This window comes from Streptomyces sp. NPDC005281, assembly GCF_040607495.1.
Classification (GTDB): Bacteria; Actinomycetota; Actinomycetes; order Streptomycetales; family Streptomycetaceae; genus Streptomyces.
Window position 1 is genome coordinate 41,945 of sequence record NZ_JBEXGX010000004.1, and the last position, 13,227, is coordinate 55,171.

A 13,227-nucleotide genomic window follows, 5' to 3' on the forward strand; every position below is an offset into this window, starting at 1 on the left:
GTGGTCCGGGTGACCGGCCAGGTGGTGCCCCGGGCATGGGGTCCGGCGTGGCGGTCGGCGCGGCTCCGGCGCGATGGCAGGCGGTGGAACGATCAGGGGTACCAGCCGAGTGACTCGAACAGCCGGGTCAGTCCGTAGACCACCAGGCAGCCGGGCATCGTGACGGCGAGGTAGGCGCGCACCGGGCCTCAGAGGGCCAGCGCGCGGGCGCGGGCTTCCAGCAGGCCCAGGGACGGCCCGGTGGGCTCCTTGGGCGCAGGGGTGAATTCTCCGGCGAGGCGGTCGAACACCTCGCGGCGCTCGTCGGCGCTCAGCCGCTGCAACTGCTCGGAGACGGAGCGGGAGTTGAGGGTGGCGCCAGCCGTGTTCGGGTTGGCACCGTAGTTGACGATCGAGACGTCGCCCTTGTTGAGGTTGACCTCCAGGACGTCCCGCTGGTCGTAGTCCGGCGACCACATCTGGCGGGTGATCCAGAAGGCGAAGCTCATCTCGTCGACGTCGCCGCGGTCCATTGCCGAGCGCAGTGCCTGGACGTGCGGGCTGGCGGGGTCAAGGTCGGCCTCGGTGTGCAGGCCGGTGTCGTCCTCGGAGAGCCGCATCGTCCCCGACTTGGTCCGCGCGAGGGTGAGCCCGGCATGGTTCACGAGGAGCGGCACGTCCGCGTTCTCGCCGAGAGTCTTGGCGAACGCGCCCGCCCGTACGACCTCGGTGAACGGGCCGAGCCAGTCACTCATCTCGTAGCCGACCTCGGTGATGCACGCGTAGCCGGTGAACGTCAGGGCGTCGCCGCCCGTGCCGTCCTCCTTGGCGCGCAGCTGGACATCGCGGAACTGCATTGCTCGCCGCTGCAGTTCGGCGGGCCGATCGGCCCGTACGGACAGGTCAGGCATCACGGCCTCCTACTTCTTCGGCTTCGGCGCGGGCACCGGGGGATCGTCCGGCGGCTCCGGTGGCTGGTCGGGCTCGGCGGTGTCGCCGGCGTGCGCGCTGTTGAGCGGCGCGTTGATGTCGTCGCCACCATCGACGGGGGCGAGGTTCTCCTTGGCGCGGATCTCGTTCTGGGTGAGCAGGCCAGCCGTACGGCCCTGTACATAGGCGTTGTAGCGGCCAGCGGTGTCGGTCCGTTCGAGGCTGGTCGTGTCCAGGCGCGCGTACTGGCCGCGCGGCAGGAGCGTCGTCCACGCGTCCTCGAAGGTGCCGAGCCAGTCGTCGAGGGTCCAGATCCTGAAGCCGATGGCCTGCTGCTCGATGCCCGTTCCCCAGCTGGTGGTGCGGTCGATCTGCCCGAGCATGTGCGGCGGCACCCCGAAGAGCATCGCCATGTCCAAGTTGGCTGCGGCCCGGGTGCCGAGGAACTGCGCGTCCTCCGGGGCGACCGAGATCGGCTTCCACGTGGCGCCGCCGGACAGGACGCCGATCGCGTGCGCGTTGGGCAGCCCGGAGTGGGAGGCCTCGAAGGACTCCTTCAGCTCTCGGGCGCGCGTCTTGTCGAGGTTGGCTTCCATCTCGACGACACCGGTGAGGTGGGCGCCCTGGCCGAAGAACTTGGCGCCGAACTCTTCGGCGGCCAGGCCCAGGCCGATGGACTGTCGGGCGTAGGCGATGACGGACATGCCCTCGGCCGCGCCGGGCATGCAAAGGCCGGTGATGTGGACGATGTCGCCCGGGTTCTCGACGCGCTGCCGGTCAAGGTAGTAGGTGCGGCCGCCGTCGTCGTCGAGCTCGACGCGCACCCTGCTGGGGTGCAGCACCATCAGCCGGGTGGGGCGCCCCAGGTAGTCGCGGGTGAGCACGTAGGCGTACGCGTTGCCGCGCAGCAGCAGGGACACGGCCATCTGCTTGAGGCCGGCGCGCCGTGACGGAAACCTGGTGCTGTTGAGTCCGCCGAACGGGTCGGTGACGATCGCCGGGGCGGGTGTGATGGGCACGAGGACGTCGTCGCGCTTCTGCATGGACCGCAACGGCCGCCCCGCCAGGGCACTGGAGATGATCCGTACGCAGGCGTGGACAGCGATCAGCTTCATCGCCGTCTGCTCGTTCACCGGCACACCGGAGGCGGTCGGCGCTGCCAGGCTCCCGTTGGTAGGGATGCTGGAGTCGCCGAACTGCTGGACGGTGCGGCGCTCGGTGGCGCGGCGGAGGAAACCCATTACTCGCCCACCGCCCATCCGATGTAGAGCAGGACGGCGCCGAGGGCTGCGAGACCGGCCTGGGGCTGCCACCACCAGGCGTCGCCCACGAGGCAGCCGAGGCCGGCGACGTCCGTGAGGTCGGTGAACGTGCGGCGCGGCCGCCTGAGCTTGGGCAGCTTGATCCGGGACAGCAGCTTCACGGCACCTCCTACAGGTCGGCCCAGCTGAAGAACTGCGGGGTCGGTTCCGGCTCGGGCGCGGTGCACGCGCGGTCGAGGGCGATGATCCCGGCGACCGTCAGGTCGATCTTGCGGGGGCTGCCCTTGGAGTCTTTGAAGATCATCAGTCCTCGGCTGGTGTTGCGGACAACGGCGTTGGCGACGTGCCGGGCCAGGCGCGGGTCTCCGGAATGGGTGAAGCCGCGGTTCATGACGCCCTCGTAGAACCGCTGAGTGGCGGGCACCATGCGCGCCGGCGACTGCGGGAACTCGACGACGGGCAGCCCCTCTTCCTCGAGGACCTGGTACGTGCGCGCCCAGCGCGCGGGGTCGCACACGATCTCTCGCACGTTCCAGCGGCGGCACGCCTTCCTGATGGCGTCCTCGACTTCGAGGATCGGCACAGTCCAGTCGTGCGGGGCGTCGGCCGGCTTCTCCCAGGCCTGGACGACGTCGAGGTGCGCGCGTCGCAGATTGGCGTTGAGCCCGGCGGCCAGGCGCTCGCGCTCCTCCGGTGTCAGGACCTCGTGCTCGGGGGCGTCCGGGTCGAAAACGAGCGGCTCGGGGACCTGGCAGACCATCAGGGCCGTCGAGTCGTTGTTGAACGAGCCGTCGAACCCGAGGGTGACGTCGGCCCCGTCCGGGATGGTGGTCTTCGGCGCCGCGCACTTCTCCCAGGCGCCCTCCGGCAGCCAGGCCTTGGCCTGGTTGACCCAGATGTTCAGCCGCTTGGTCTTGAAGTCGGCCTCGGGCACTTTGCGGCTGACGGCGGCCATCTTCTCGGGGTCGAGGAAGTCACCGAAGGCCGGGTTGGCACGCTCCCAGACACGCCGGTCGAGATAACGGAAGCCGCGCGTACGGTCGTTGGTCTCGTAGATCCGTGCGCCGTACCGGGGGTCTTTGAGCTCGCCAGAAATGATCTTCTTGGCGTACTGGTACTGCGTGTAGCAGACGCTGTCCTCGCCGGACGAGTCGGTCTTCACGCCGAAGGTGGAGATGCCGACGATCAGGGGCTGTTGACGGGTGTCCGAGCCCTGGTTCATGACCAGCCACAGCTCGGGATTGGGCTGCGCGTGCAGCTCGTCGAAGAGCACGCGGCTCGGGTTGAGGCCTTCCTTGGTGAAGGCCTCGGCGGACAGGGCCCGGTAGACCGAGCCGGTCGCCGGGTACTCGATGGCGTCCCGGTAGACCTTGAGGAGTCCGCCCTGCTTGGCGTCGAGTTCGGGGGCCATCTCGACGGCCGCCCGGACCTCGCCGAAGATGATTTTCGCCTGATCCTTGTCGGCCGCGCAGCTGTAGACCTCGGCGCCGGGCTCGTCGAAGATGCCGTCGATCGCGAGGCCTGCGCCCAGCAGCGACTTGGAGTTCTTCCGGGGGACGAGCAGCAGGTAGGTCCAGTACTGCCGGCGGCGGCTGCTACCCGGTTCGAGGCGCAGCACGTCGCAGATCAGATCTGCTTGCCACTCGCGGAGCTCGACCAGGTCGCCGCGGCGGGGGCCCTTGGTGAGCCGAAGGTAGTTCTGGATCAGGTCGCAGGCGAAGATGCCGTCGGTGTTGTCCTCGTGCCAGCGGCTCTTCGCCGGATCCCAGAGCTGCGGGCCGCGCGGGAGGCGCTTGGGGAACCGGGGCGGTGCGGCCGCCCTACGTGCCACCGGTGCCTGTCCGCTTGGCGCGCCGTTCCAGCATCTCTTCGAGCTTGCTCTTCACCTTGACCTCCGTCATGCCGAGGCGGGCCCGGTCGGTCGGGGTGAAGCCGCACAGGCTCTCCCACTTGGTCATCTGCGACTCCAGCGCCCGCAGTTGGGACAGCAGCGGATTGGCCCGGGTCTGGCCCATCGAGCCGGGTACCAGGTAGCCGGTCGACGCGATGGTGTCGCGGATGGCGTCGCGTTCCTCGTGCGCCTCGCACAGACGCGTCAGGATGTCGAGGTCGGTGGTCGGCGAGAGCCAGGCCTGGCCTGCGGTCCAGAGCCGCTCCCAGATCTTGGCGCCGAGCTCGCCGAGCGTGTCGGGCACCGCGGGAATCTCGGCGGCGGCGACCAGCTGCACGATGACGGGCTCAGGGAGTGCCCGGTGCCCCGGGTTGCCGGTGAGGCGCTTACGTTCCGTGGGGGTTCGCGGCCGGCCTGCGGACATGATCGCCTCCCGGAAGATCGGCCCGGCGAAAAAATGGTCCAATTTCGCGGCCGCGTGTGCGGGGTGGGGGGCCGGGTCCGGATAGGTGCACGCGCCACGGATTGCCCCACCCCCCACCCGCAGCGACCTCTGGCCAGAGGTTCGCCGAGGGATGACGGGATGTGACGGCGGCACGGGCAGGGTGCGCACCCCTGCGCTGTCCGGACGCTGCATCAGCGCTTCCGTGCCGCCGTCAGTCTGGGGATGGGTGGAGTCCATCCGATCGCGTCCGGATTGGGGTGTTCCGGGCGTGCGTTGTCACGGGCGTCGATACCGTGTGGCACTTCGGCCGCTGCGTGATGGCAGGGGCACTGTGCGTGTGGGGGTAGCCGTGGGTGTGATGGGCGACAGCGCCATCTTGAAGCAGGGCAAGAAGGCGCAGGGCGAGACGAACGCCAGGCTCGACGCACTGCTCGAAGAGCAGCGGCGTACCAACCAGCTGCTGGCCCAGCTGCTGATGGCAGTGCAGGACGGTACGGGACAGCAGGCTGCAGGCCCTGCGTGGGGGCGTCAGGTCTGAGCGTGCTTGCGGCTGTTGCAGCCGCGGCACAGTACCTGGATGTTGGCCGGGTCGTCGGTGCCGCCTTGGGCCTTGGGCTGGATATGGTCGCCGGTCAGATCCGTGGCGTGGTGGGCTGGCACGTTCCAGCCCGGGCACCAGTCGCCGTACTGGGATCTGTGCCGGGCCACTGCCGCTGCTGCTGCGGTGCGCCAGGCCTGGGTGTAGCCGCGCTGGTGTGCGCTGCCTCGGGCCTGGTCTCGGCGCTGCTGGTACGTGGCCTGGCAGGTGTCGCAGCGTGAGGCATTGCGGGTGAGGCGCCCGCAGTTCAGGCAGGGACGCTGGCGCCTCATACCTGCGGTGGCCACGTCCAGGCGTGGGTGTACTCGATGTCGTCGAGGCTGTCGGCGTACGTGACGGAGGTGCGCCACTGGATGGCGTCGCTGTCGAGCAGTACGCGGACGTTGACGATCCGGTCGTTCCAGACGCGGGTGATGATGGCCGGTGCCGTGTCGGCCCCGTTGTTCACTGCGGGGTCTGCAGGGACCAGGACGATCTGGCCGAGTGCGGGCGCGGGCATTGCTACCTCCGTTGGTCGTAGCCGGGTTGTGCGGATGTGGGCCAGCCGGGGTGTTGGCAGGTGGCCCGCAGGCAGGTGATGTCTCCGCCGGAGGCGAAGTGGACGTGCTTGCCCTGCACGGCCAGGAGGTGAGCGGCCTCGGCGGCGCTGCGTGGCGCCGTGGCGGTGTCGGGCATGAGCGCTCCGTCCTGTGCTTTGAACTGGGCCATGAAGGTGCGCATGCGTTCTCGCATCGCCTCGATGACCTTGCGCTCCAACCACCGGGTCACCTGACGGCTGTGGAAGTCCGCGTGGGGATCAGGCACAGCTGGCTCCGTCTCGGCGTGTTGGGGCACGGCGCAGCTCCGGGATTCAGGTCTCCGGGAGCTGCGCCGTGGACTGGGTGCCGGGTGGGGTGCGCCGCCCAGGCCTGCGCGTTCCTGGGCGGCGGCTTTCCCCTCCACCCCTCCGCATGAGGTGGTTAGTGGGCGACCAGGCGCAGGGCGCGGCCGCGGGTGGCCCTTTCGGCTCGGGCGAGGTCGGCGAGGGCGTAGAGGGGGCGGCCGTGGTCGTCGAGGCCGGCGGCCGTGAGATGCCCGCGCGCGACCCAGTTGCAGATGGCCGGGCGGGTGACGGCGGCCGCGGTGGCGCTGATGGTGCGGCGCCACTGGGTGGCGAGGTCGGCGGCCTGGGCGCCGTTGTAGAGCTGGGTCACGGGCCTCCGTTCGGACGTGCGACAGCCCCGGGCCTGGTGGGGTCCGGGGCTGTCTTGAGCGGCCTGGGCACACGTGTGGTGCTGGCCCTATGTTCACGCTAAGTGAGGATCTTGTCCAGCAGAAACGCGCGGGTGTGTCAGGCGGCGTTGTCGGCCTGGTGCTGGGCGAGGTAGCGGGCGGTGTGCTGGTCGTAGGCGTCGGGGGTCATCTGGTGGCCGCAGTCGAGGCAGTGGATGTGCCAGCGGCCGTCGGTCTTGACGAGGGTGCAGAGGTCGCAGGCGGGGCACGGTGCTGCTCGCGGGTGGTGTCTCGGGGTGGTGTGGGTGAGGTTGCGGAGGCGGCGGATGAGGTCGCCGAGCTGGCGGTGGAGGTCGCCGGCGAGCGGGAGGGTGAGGGCGAAGGGGAGGTAGGCGGTGAGCCATTGGCACCAGCCGGTGATGGTGGCGCCGTGGCGTGGCCGGGCCTGCTCGCAGGGGCGGATGTAGACGGCGCCGTGCCGGTCCCGGGTGACGGACGGGTGGTGGTAGGTGATGTGGCCGGCCCAGGCGTCGAGGACGGCGGCGATGGGTGCGGTGCCGTCGTCGTCGGGGTCGGGGGTGTCGTCGAGGCGGCCGGGGCCGAGGAGGACCAGGACGCGGATGTCGACGGGCAGTGGGGCGTGGGCGCGGCCGGTCCCGCCGGTGCGGCCCTGGGTGGGCTGTACCGACGGGACGAGGAACTGTTCCAGGAGCCGGGCCTGGTGCGGGAGTTCGGTGAGCCATCCGCGGAGCTCGCCGGAGTGGACCAGGCACAGGTGCTGGCCGTCCGGTGAGTTGCGGGGGCAGATGGCGCAGCTAGTCACGGCCGGCCTTGCCCGCGCGGGCGTTGACGAGGGAGGGGATGGAGGGCTTGCCCTTGCGGCGGCTGATGCGGTCCTCGCCCATGACGATGGCGCCGAGCTCGTCGAACTTTTTGAAGACGCGGGCGACGGCGTCGTCCATGGCCTGCTTGGTGACCTTGTTGAGCGCGGCCAGCTGCTTCTTGACCTCGTCGCTGAACAGTTCGTCGGTGAGGAGAGGGAGGAGCTCGCGGGCCTCGCGCTTTTCCCGGCGGATGTCCTTGAGGACGCCGTGGGCCTCGCGGATGAGCTCGCGCAGCTCGTCGTTGAGTTGCTGCTGCTGTTCGATGCTGGGCTGGGTCACTTCTGGGTCCCGTCCGTCCGGCCACAGGTGTGCTCGGCGCCGTTGGTACGGAAGCCGGCTTCACAGCAGTCTCGCCGCTGCTCGTACATTCGTTCGATCTGGGTGGCGAATTTCTGCACGGACTGCTGAATCGCGTCCTGGAAGTCGGCGAGGGCGGCCTCGCCTTCGGCGTGGCGGAGTTGGGCGTAGACGGATCCGATCATCTCGGCGAACGCGCATCGCGGGAGGGCCACGTAGAGGGCCGCGGTGTCGTCGCCTTGGTGGTCGTAGGCGCCGTAGAGGGCGAGGAAGAGGGAGCTGTCGCCGTGGGCGCAGTGCAGGTGCTGTTCGACCCTGACGCCGCTGCGGTTGGCGAAGAAGGTCTTGTCGGGGTTGACGTAGACGTGCTCGGGCATCGGGGTCTCCGGTCGGTGGGTGAGGGGCATCCGTACTGGCGGGTAGTGGGGCTGCCTCGCGCGCACGCGCGTGCCTGCAATTGCGCGCGCGGAACGCAGGCGGGCGCGTGCGCGCGAGGGCTGGGTCATTCGTCGGGGGTGCGGGCAGGGAGGGCGTCGATGGCGCGGCAGGTGTCGAAGTCTTTGCGGCGTGCCTGGAGTCGTTCGCGGCGGGTGCGGTAGGCCTCGGGGAGGTTGCTGAGGTGGTCCCAGGCGCTCATGGCGAGCAGGGCCAGGCCGACGCAGAGGGCGATGCTGAAGAGTGCGGCGAGTCCGCCGATGAAGGCGACGGCGAGTGTCTGCAGGGGTGTCATCGGTGCTGGTTCCTACGGGAGATGAGGCGGGTGGTGAAGTCGACGACGGTCTCGTGGGTGGTGAGGACGGTGACGCAGGCGCCGATGCCGGCCCAGATCCAGAGGTCGAGGCGGATGGCGAAGGCGGTGGAGAGGGCTGCTAGGAAGGCGATGAGCGCGCCGGTGATGATGTTGAGGCGGGTGGGTATCGGGGTCGTCGAGGTGGCGCGGGTGATGGTGTAGCCGTGGTGGGCGAGGGTGGCGCTGACGTGGTCGGCGACGTCGGGTGCGTGGAACTGGGTGCCGGGGTCGGCGGTCGTCCACCAGTCGTAGAGCGCGGCGGATATGAGCTCGGTGGGTTCTTCTGTGGCGAGGGTGCGGTCAGCGGGCACGGGCGGCTTCCTTGAGCTGGGTGCGGATCTGGTTGATGGCTTGGGCGCCGGCGCCGAGGTGGCACGCGATCTGCCAGTCGCTCGCGCCCTTGCTGATGAGGTAGGTGATCGCTGCGGCCTGGCTGATGGCCGGGTTCGTGTTGCTGATGTCGTCGGCGAGGTGTTCGCCAGCGATGCAGGCCGGGGCCGTGCAGATGGTGCGGATGTAGCCGACGGGGTCGCAGCCGTGGCGGCGCCGGAAGATGACGTAGCGGGCGTTGTAGCGGGCGTTGTTCGCGTAGAGCAGGGGTGTACGGCCGCGGGTGGGCCCGGTCCAGCGGAGGTGTCCGTCGCCGAAGGCCTCGGTGTGGAGGGCTAGAGCCTCGGCGAAGGAGCGCGAGGGAGCGGTGCGCTTGGGGACGACGACTTGGTGGTCGTCGCGGAGGGAGGCGATCGTGGTCCGGCTGAGCCCGGTCTCACGGTGGACGGCTTCGAGGGTGTCGCCGGTGCGCAGCATGGTGAGGACCTTGGGTGTGAGCGCGTCGACGGCGCGGGTGCGCCAGGCAGGGCCGGGTCGGGTCATCGCTGCCACCTGGTGGGGCGGACGCCGGTGTGGGTGCGGCTGGTGGTGCGTCGGCGGGCGGCTGCTCGGGAGCGGGCGATGGGGCAGGACGCGATGTGGGGGCGGCGGAGGACCTCGCGGGTCTCGATGGCGGGGCGGGCGGCGGACAGCTGGCGGGCCCAGTAGCGGCCTTCGGCGTCGACGCGGATGGCCTGGTTGCCGGTGGAGTCCTCGGGTGGGTCGATGGCGATGGGGACGCGGTTGGCGGTGGTGGTGCACCAGAGGACTGCGCGGTCGCAGTCGTCGCAGCGGCCGAAGCCGTTGCGGGGTGTCGTGCGAGGCGGGTACATCGGCAGGGGTCCTTCCGTGTCAGGCGGTGGCCGTGGGTCTGGGGTGCGGATGGGGCGGGTGTGCTGCGCGGCGGCGGGCCTCGCGTAGCTCGGTGCAGGCCTTGCAGGGGGTGCCGGTGTGGCGTTGGTAGCCGCGGTAGCAGTCGGTGGTGCCGCAGGGCCCGGGGGCCACGGGGAGCGCGGCGTGGAGGATCCAGGCGCCGGGGTCGCGGATGGTGTCGGTCCAGCCGCGGAGGGTCTGCAGCTGGTCGCGGATGTCCTCGGGCCAGATGCCGGCGTCGAGTTGGCGTCCGATCTCCCGGGCGATTCGGCGGACCTGGAAGATCTGGACGGCGGGCAGGAGGTCTCTGACAGGGGCCAGGACGGCCCAGACGCGTGGGCTGAGGGTGAGCGGCGGTCCGGCGTACGCGGAGCGCGCTGAGGGGCGTACGGCGGGCCGGAACGTGGCAGCGACCGAAGCGACTGAGACGGCGTTATCCACAGGCTCGCCGACCCACTTACGGTCGTCTCGCCTCCGGCGGAAAGGACCACCCGGCGGGGTGTTCCTCGCGTCGTTCAGTTCTTGGTCTTCCTTATACGCGAGCGATCCGTCACCAAGATCAGGACCCGATCCGTCACCAGGATCAGGGGTCACGGGCGGCTCGGTGGCGGGGTGGACGGGGTCGTCGTGCACGGTGACGGCGTGGCGGCCGCGGTACCCGGCGCCCTTGTCGAGGGAGATCCAGCCGAGGTCGGTGAGCTCGTCCAGGAGGCGGGAGACGGCGGCCTCGGCGAGGGCCTGGCCCTTGCTCTTGCCGCTGTGGTGGCGGAGCAGGCCGGCGAGCTCGGCGAGGGTGGGCTGGTGGCCGCGGACGTGGACCTGGTAGCGGAGGGCGAGGTAGAGGCGGTGCAGGACCGGGCGCAGGGTGTCGGCGGCGAGGACGGGCCCCCACACGTACGCCTCGCCGCGGGCTGGGGTGCGGCACCAGCGTTCGGCGGTGCGGCCGGTGCCGGTGCCGGGGTGGCTGCGGCGGTGGGTGTAGAGCTCGCGTACGCCGTCGGTCGGCGCGGGGCGGCCGAGGCGGCGCAGGCCTCGCTCGACCGTGGAGACGGAGGTGCCGAGGTAGGTGGCGAGGCGCTCGACGCCGGCGGTGGAGACGCCGCGCGCGGACAGGGCGGCGACCTTGCCGTAGACGTTCGTGTCCGCGGGGGCGTACGTGTCGGCGTCGTTGACGATCCGCCAGGGGTAGCGGACCCACTGGCCCCGGGCAGCACTGCCGGCCCCGCCGCGGTGGCGGCGGGGCTCGGGAGCGAGCTCGGGCGAGTGGGTCACGGTGTCCTAGCTGGTCTCGGTACTGACGTCGGGGTGGGGAACGGTGTAGGTGGCGCCGCAGGGGCCGGTGCGCACGCCGGGGAAGATGTGCCGGTGCATCGAGCCGCAGCCGCCCGGGCCCTCGCAGTGCACGGCGTACTCGACGCGGCCCTGCGTACGGATCGGGTCGACGGCGGCCGCGGGGCACCCGTAGGCGGGTGGGTCGTCGGGCAGGAGCGGTAACTGGCCCTCGACGCCGCTCACTCGGGGTCCCCGCCGGGATGAGGGAGCCCGGTGGGCAGGGTCAGGGTGATCGGCCGGGTCACCTCGCGCGGCTCCCAGGTCTCGATGTCCGGCCGGGTGACCAGACCGGCCTGCATCAGCTGCATGACGCTGAGGCGGGCCTGCTTGGGGTTGATCTGGGCGCGGGCGGCGAGCCGTTCCATCTGCGTGCTGCCGGCGGGCAGGTATCCCGCGTCGCCGGCCATGTGCGCGAGGGTCCAGCCGAGCAGCAGGGCGTTGTGGTGGGGAACCTTGGTGGCCAGGAGGGCTTCCTCCCAGCGGTGGCGGTCGTAGGCGTTGCGGGTACGGGGTGCCAGGACTTGGGCTATGGCGGCAGGGGTCGGCATGCGCAGGGATTCCACGGTGGAGCTCCTCGGGTTGGATGGCCGGGCCCCGGGTGGCCGGGGCCCGGCAGGGTCGATGGCGGGCGGTCAGGTGCCGGATATGGGGATGGCGAGCGGCAGCGTTCTCTCGACCTCGGGCACGTCCTCGGTGACCGCGGGGCCGAGGGTGACCTCGGCTCCGTGCTGGCGCGTCCCCCAGCCGGTCCGGGCGCACGTCGCGGCGCCGTACCAGCGCATGACGCGCAGGACCGTCCAGGACGCGATGACGGCCAGGGGCATCAGGAGCCAGGTGACGGCCCGCTGGCGGATCCGTTCGTCGGAGCGGACGACGCCGAGGTAGCGCAGGGCCTGCGCCCAGCCGATCAGGAACGGCACCAGGAGGAACGACGCCGGCGGCAGGTTGCCGGAGCGCAGCGGCTCGACGACCAGGAGCCAGCCGACCACCACGGTGGACAGGGCCAGGCCGAACCAGCGCAGGAAGTGCGCCCAGTACGCCCAGCCGGTCACCGGCAGGTAGCGCATCCGCCACACGGAGCGGATCGTCGAGCCGCGCATCCACCGCAGGTACATGCGCAGGAAGTGCGACGGCTTCTCCGGCAGGGCGGTGAACACCACGGCGGAGGGCTGCTGGACCGTGGAGCCGCGCAGCAGGGCGTACAGGGTGAGCAGGGAGTCGTCGGAGAACTTCACCGGGCGGCCGAGGAACGTCTCGTGCAGGTAGCTGTCGAGGTTGTCGCGGACCACCGGGGCCCGGTAGGCGGCCAGCGGGCCGGAGTTGACGAGGACGCAGCCCATAGCGGACAGGGCGGAGCGGTCGGTGAGCTGCCCGGTGGTGAACCACAGATCCGTCACCCTCGTGAGCAGGTTGGCCCGGTGGTTGGTCGCCAGGACGATCCCGGCGACCGACTGCACCTGCTTGCGGGCGAGCGGCAGGAGGAGCTCGTCGACCGCGTAGGGGTCCAGGCAGGAGTCCGAGTCGACCGTGATGTAGACGTCCGCGATCGGGCTCGCGTGGACGCCGGCGGCCTGGGCCTCGCGCTTGCCCGCGTTGGCCTGGCGGTGCCACGTCGTCGTGATGCCGGCGGCGGCCGCGGCCGCGGTCCACCAGGTCCTGACGGCCGCGTAGTCGCTGCTCGTCGAGCCGTCGTCGACGACGTGCACCGAGTCCGGGCGCCGGGTCTGGCCGATCAGCGATTCGAGGCCCAGCTTCAAGTAACCGGGGTCCTCGTTGTAGACGGGCAGCAGGACGGCGACGTGCAGCGCGTCGAGCTGGCGGCGAGCGCGCGGGCTCGGCCGCCGCGTGCGCTCGCAGTGATAGAGCACGGTCTGGGCGAGCAGGATCACGAACGTGGTCGACCAGACGGCGGCGAGACGGCCGCTGGTACGGCCCTCGAACTGGCCGGCCTGCAGGCCGTGATGGGCGGCCCAGACGGCGGCCGCCACCAGGACGACAGCCGCGCCGAACGCGGAACCGGAGCGGTGAACGTGGGCGGACAGGGGCTGAGTCACTGCTGCCCCGCCTTCCTGCCCCGGCGGAAGCCGAAGCGGATCAGGAAGGCGCCTGCGGCGATGACGGCGCCGGCGACGGCCAGGAGGTACCAGCCGGAGATGACCGTGCCGCCGATGACGATGGCGATGGTTCCGGTACGGGCGAGGTGCGCATGGTCGGACACGAAGAGCTTCCTGTTCTGGGTCAGGGCCGGCCCCGGGTGGGCCGGGCGTCTGGCGGAGGGGCGCCCGGGCATTCCCGGGCGTGGGTCTCGGCGATGGTGTGGGTCAGGTGGGTGACCTCGGCCGCGCCGTGGGCCTCATAGCGGCCG

22 protein-coding genes are annotated in these 13,227 nt (G+C 71.0%); 1 reads left to right on the plus strand and 21 read right to left on the minus strand.

Annotated elements, in window-relative coordinates; genetic code table 11:
• Window positions 1-188 precede the first annotated feature (188 nt).
• Genes ABZV42_RS07240 through ABZV42_RS07260 form a run of 5 tightly spaced genes read right to left on the minus strand, consistent with a single transcriptional unit; the run spans window position 189 to window position 4,486 of the window.
• On the minus strand, window positions 189-890 hold the full coding sequence (locus tag ABZV42_RS07240; RefSeq protein ID WP_356051111.1) for an HK97 family phage prohead protease: 702 nt from the start codon (window positions 888-890) through the stop codon (window positions 189-191).
• A 9-nt stretch (window positions 891-899) separates the two neighbouring features.
• On the minus strand, window positions 900-2,150 hold the full coding sequence (locus ABZV42_RS07245) for a phage portal protein (RefSeq protein ID WP_356051113.1): 1,251 nt from the start codon (window positions 2,148-2,150) through the stop codon (window positions 900-902).
• On the minus strand, window positions 2,150-2,332 hold the full coding sequence (locus ABZV42_RS07250; RefSeq protein ID WP_356051115.1) for a hypothetical protein: 183 nt from the start codon (window positions 2,330-2,332) through the stop codon (window positions 2,150-2,152). The genes ABZV42_RS07245 and ABZV42_RS07250 overlap by 1 nt, the downstream gene beginning before the upstream one ends.
• A gap of 8 nt (window positions 2,333-2,340) precedes the next feature.
• The gene (locus ABZV42_RS07255) at window positions 2,341-4,002 is read right to left on the minus strand and encodes a terminase large subunit (RefSeq protein WP_356051117.1); all 1,662 of its coding nucleotides are present in this window, start codon (window positions 4,000-4,002) and stop codon (window positions 2,341-2,343) included.
• Window positions 3,992-4,486 carry a phage terminase small subunit P27 family gene (locus tag ABZV42_RS07260; protein WP_356051118.1) on the minus strand — a complete coding sequence of 165 codons (495 nt, stop codon included), beginning with the start codon at window positions 4,484-4,486 and terminating at the stop codon, window positions 3,992-3,994. The genes ABZV42_RS07255 and ABZV42_RS07260 overlap by 11 nt, the downstream gene beginning before the upstream one ends.
• 352 nt (window positions 4,487-4,838) lie before the next feature.
• Here ABZV42_RS07260 and ABZV42_RS07265 point away from each other — a divergent pair, with 352 nt between their 5' ends.
• Complete coding sequence (locus ABZV42_RS07265) at window positions 4,839-5,045, plus strand: hypothetical protein (RefSeq protein WP_356051120.1); 207 nt, start codon at window positions 4,839-4,841, stop codon at window positions 5,043-5,045.
• On the opposite strand, the gene ABZV42_RS07270 is transcribed toward ABZV42_RS07265, so the two are convergent.
• The 16 genes from ABZV42_RS07270 to ABZV42_RS07345 all read right to left on the minus strand — a co-directional run bounded on the left by ABZV42_RS07270 (window position 5,036) and on the right by ABZV42_RS07345 (window position 13,080).
• Window positions 5,036-5,377 (minus strand): HNH endonuclease signature motif containing protein, encoded by a 342-nt coding sequence (locus ABZV42_RS07270; protein WP_356051122.1) that lies wholly within the window; start codon window positions 5,375-5,377, stop codon window positions 5,036-5,038. The genes ABZV42_RS07265 and ABZV42_RS07270 overlap by 10 nt on opposite strands.
• On the minus strand, window positions 5,374-5,604 hold the full coding sequence (locus ABZV42_RS07275) for a hypothetical protein (RefSeq protein ID WP_356051124.1): 231 nt from the start codon (window positions 5,602-5,604) through the stop codon (window positions 5,374-5,376). The genes ABZV42_RS07270 and ABZV42_RS07275 overlap by 4 nt, the downstream gene beginning before the upstream one ends.
• Window positions 5,605-5,606: 2 nt before the next feature.
• The gene (locus ABZV42_RS07280) at window positions 5,607-5,909 is read right to left on the minus strand and encodes a hypothetical protein (RefSeq protein WP_356051126.1); all 303 of its coding nucleotides are present in this window, start codon (window positions 5,907-5,909) and stop codon (window positions 5,607-5,609) included.
• A gap of 155 nt (window positions 5,910-6,064) precedes the next feature.
• A complete protein-coding gene (locus ABZV42_RS07285) occupies window positions 6,065-6,298 on the minus strand; it encodes a MerR family transcriptional regulator (protein WP_356051127.1) in 234 nt (77 codons plus the stop codon).
• 137 nt (window positions 6,299-6,435) lie between these two features.
• Window positions 6,436-7,140: a hypothetical protein gene (locus ABZV42_RS07290; RefSeq protein ID WP_356051129.1), complete on the minus strand. Its 705-nt coding sequence runs from the start codon at window positions 7,138-7,140 to the stop codon at window positions 6,436-6,438.
• Window positions 7,133-7,480 carry a hypothetical protein gene (locus ABZV42_RS07295; protein WP_356051131.1) on the minus strand — a complete coding sequence of 116 codons (348 nt, stop codon included), beginning with the start codon at window positions 7,478-7,480 and terminating at the stop codon, window positions 7,133-7,135. Before ABZV42_RS07295 ends, ABZV42_RS07290 begins: the two co-directional genes overlap by 8 nt.
• On the minus strand, window positions 7,477-7,875 hold the full coding sequence (locus ABZV42_RS07300; protein WP_356051133.1) for a hypothetical protein: 399 nt from the start codon (window positions 7,873-7,875) through the stop codon (window positions 7,477-7,479). The genes ABZV42_RS07295 and ABZV42_RS07300 overlap by 4 nt, the downstream gene beginning before the upstream one ends.
• Window positions 7,876-8,000: 125 nt before the next feature.
• Window positions 8,001-8,228 (minus strand): hypothetical protein, encoded by a 228-nt coding sequence (locus ABZV42_RS07305; RefSeq protein ID WP_356051135.1) that lies wholly within the window; start codon window positions 8,226-8,228, stop codon window positions 8,001-8,003.
• Window positions 8,225-8,599 carry a hypothetical protein gene (locus ABZV42_RS07310; RefSeq protein ID WP_356051137.1) on the minus strand — a complete coding sequence of 125 codons (375 nt, stop codon included), beginning with the start codon at window positions 8,597-8,599 and terminating at the stop codon, window positions 8,225-8,227. Before ABZV42_RS07310 ends, ABZV42_RS07305 begins: the two co-directional genes overlap by 4 nt.
• Complete coding sequence (locus tag ABZV42_RS07315; RefSeq protein ID WP_356051139.1) at window positions 8,589-9,161, minus strand: hypothetical protein; 573 nt, start codon at window positions 9,159-9,161, stop codon at window positions 8,589-8,591. The genes ABZV42_RS07310 and ABZV42_RS07315 overlap by 11 nt, the downstream gene beginning before the upstream one ends.
• A complete protein-coding gene (locus ABZV42_RS07320; protein ID WP_356051141.1) occupies window positions 9,158-9,490 on the minus strand; it encodes a hypothetical protein in 333 nt (110 codons plus the stop codon). The genes ABZV42_RS07315 and ABZV42_RS07320 overlap by 4 nt, the downstream gene beginning before the upstream one ends.
• A gap of 19 nt (window positions 9,491-9,509) precedes the next feature.
• On the minus strand, window positions 9,510-10,802 hold the full coding sequence (locus tag ABZV42_RS07325; protein ID WP_356051143.1) for a hypothetical protein: 1,293 nt from the start codon (window positions 10,800-10,802) through the stop codon (window positions 9,510-9,512).
• 6 nt (window positions 10,803-10,808) lie between these two features.
• The gene (locus ABZV42_RS07330; RefSeq protein WP_356051145.1) at window positions 10,809-11,045 is read right to left on the minus strand and encodes a hypothetical protein; all 237 of its coding nucleotides are present in this window, start codon (window positions 11,043-11,045) and stop codon (window positions 10,809-10,811) included.
• Window positions 11,042-11,425 carry a hypothetical protein gene (locus ABZV42_RS07335; protein WP_356051147.1) on the minus strand — a complete coding sequence of 128 codons (384 nt, stop codon included), beginning with the start codon at window positions 11,423-11,425 and terminating at the stop codon, window positions 11,042-11,044. Before ABZV42_RS07335 ends, ABZV42_RS07330 begins: the two co-directional genes overlap by 4 nt.
• Before the next feature lie 69 nt (window positions 11,426-11,494).
• Window positions 11,495-12,916: a glycosyltransferase gene (locus ABZV42_RS07340; protein ID WP_356051149.1), complete on the minus strand. Its 1,422-nt coding sequence runs from the start codon at window positions 12,914-12,916 to the stop codon at window positions 11,495-11,497.
• A complete protein-coding gene (locus ABZV42_RS07345; RefSeq protein WP_356051151.1) occupies window positions 12,913-13,080 on the minus strand; it encodes a hypothetical protein in 168 nt (55 codons plus the stop codon). The genes ABZV42_RS07340 and ABZV42_RS07345 overlap by 4 nt, the downstream gene beginning before the upstream one ends.
• Between the last annotated feature and the right edge of the window lie 147 nt (window positions 13,081-13,227).

Bases quoted from the DNA above. Each gene is read 5' to 3' on its own strand.
- ABZV42_RS07240 (WP_356051111.1), bottom strand. From the start codon at position 890: ATGCCTGACCTGTCCGTACGGGCCGATCGGCCCGCCGAACTGCAGCGG.
- ABZV42_RS07245 (WP_356051113.1), bottom strand. From the start codon at position 2,150: ATGGGTTTCCTCCGCCGCGCCACCGAGCGCCGCACCGTCCAGCAGTTC.
- ABZV42_RS07260 (WP_356051118.1), bottom strand. From the start codon at position 4,486: ATGTCCGCAGGCCGGCCGCGAACCCCCACGGAACGTAAGCGCCTCACC.
- ABZV42_RS07270 (WP_356051122.1), bottom strand. From the start codon at position 5,377: ATGAGGCGCCAGCGTCCCTGCCTGAACTGCGGGCGCCTCACCCGCAAT.
- ABZV42_RS07275 (WP_356051124.1), bottom strand. From the start codon at position 5,604: ATGCCCGCGCCCGCACTCGGCCAGATCGTCCTGGTCCCTGCAGACCCC.
- ABZV42_RS07300 (WP_356051133.1), bottom strand. From the start codon at position 7,875: ATGCCCGAGCACGTCTACGTCAACCCCGACAAGACCTTCTTCGCCAAC.
- ABZV42_RS07305 (WP_356051135.1), bottom strand. From the start codon at position 8,228: ATGACACCCCTGCAGACACTCGCCGTCGCCTTCATCGGCGGACTCGCC.
- ABZV42_RS07315 (WP_356051139.1), bottom strand. From the start codon at position 9,161: ATGACCCGACCCGGCCCTGCCTGGCGCACCCGCGCCGTCGACGCGCTC.
- ABZV42_RS07320 (WP_356051141.1), bottom strand. From the start codon at position 9,490: ATGTACCCGCCTCGCACGACACCCCGCAACGGCTTCGGCCGCTGCGAC.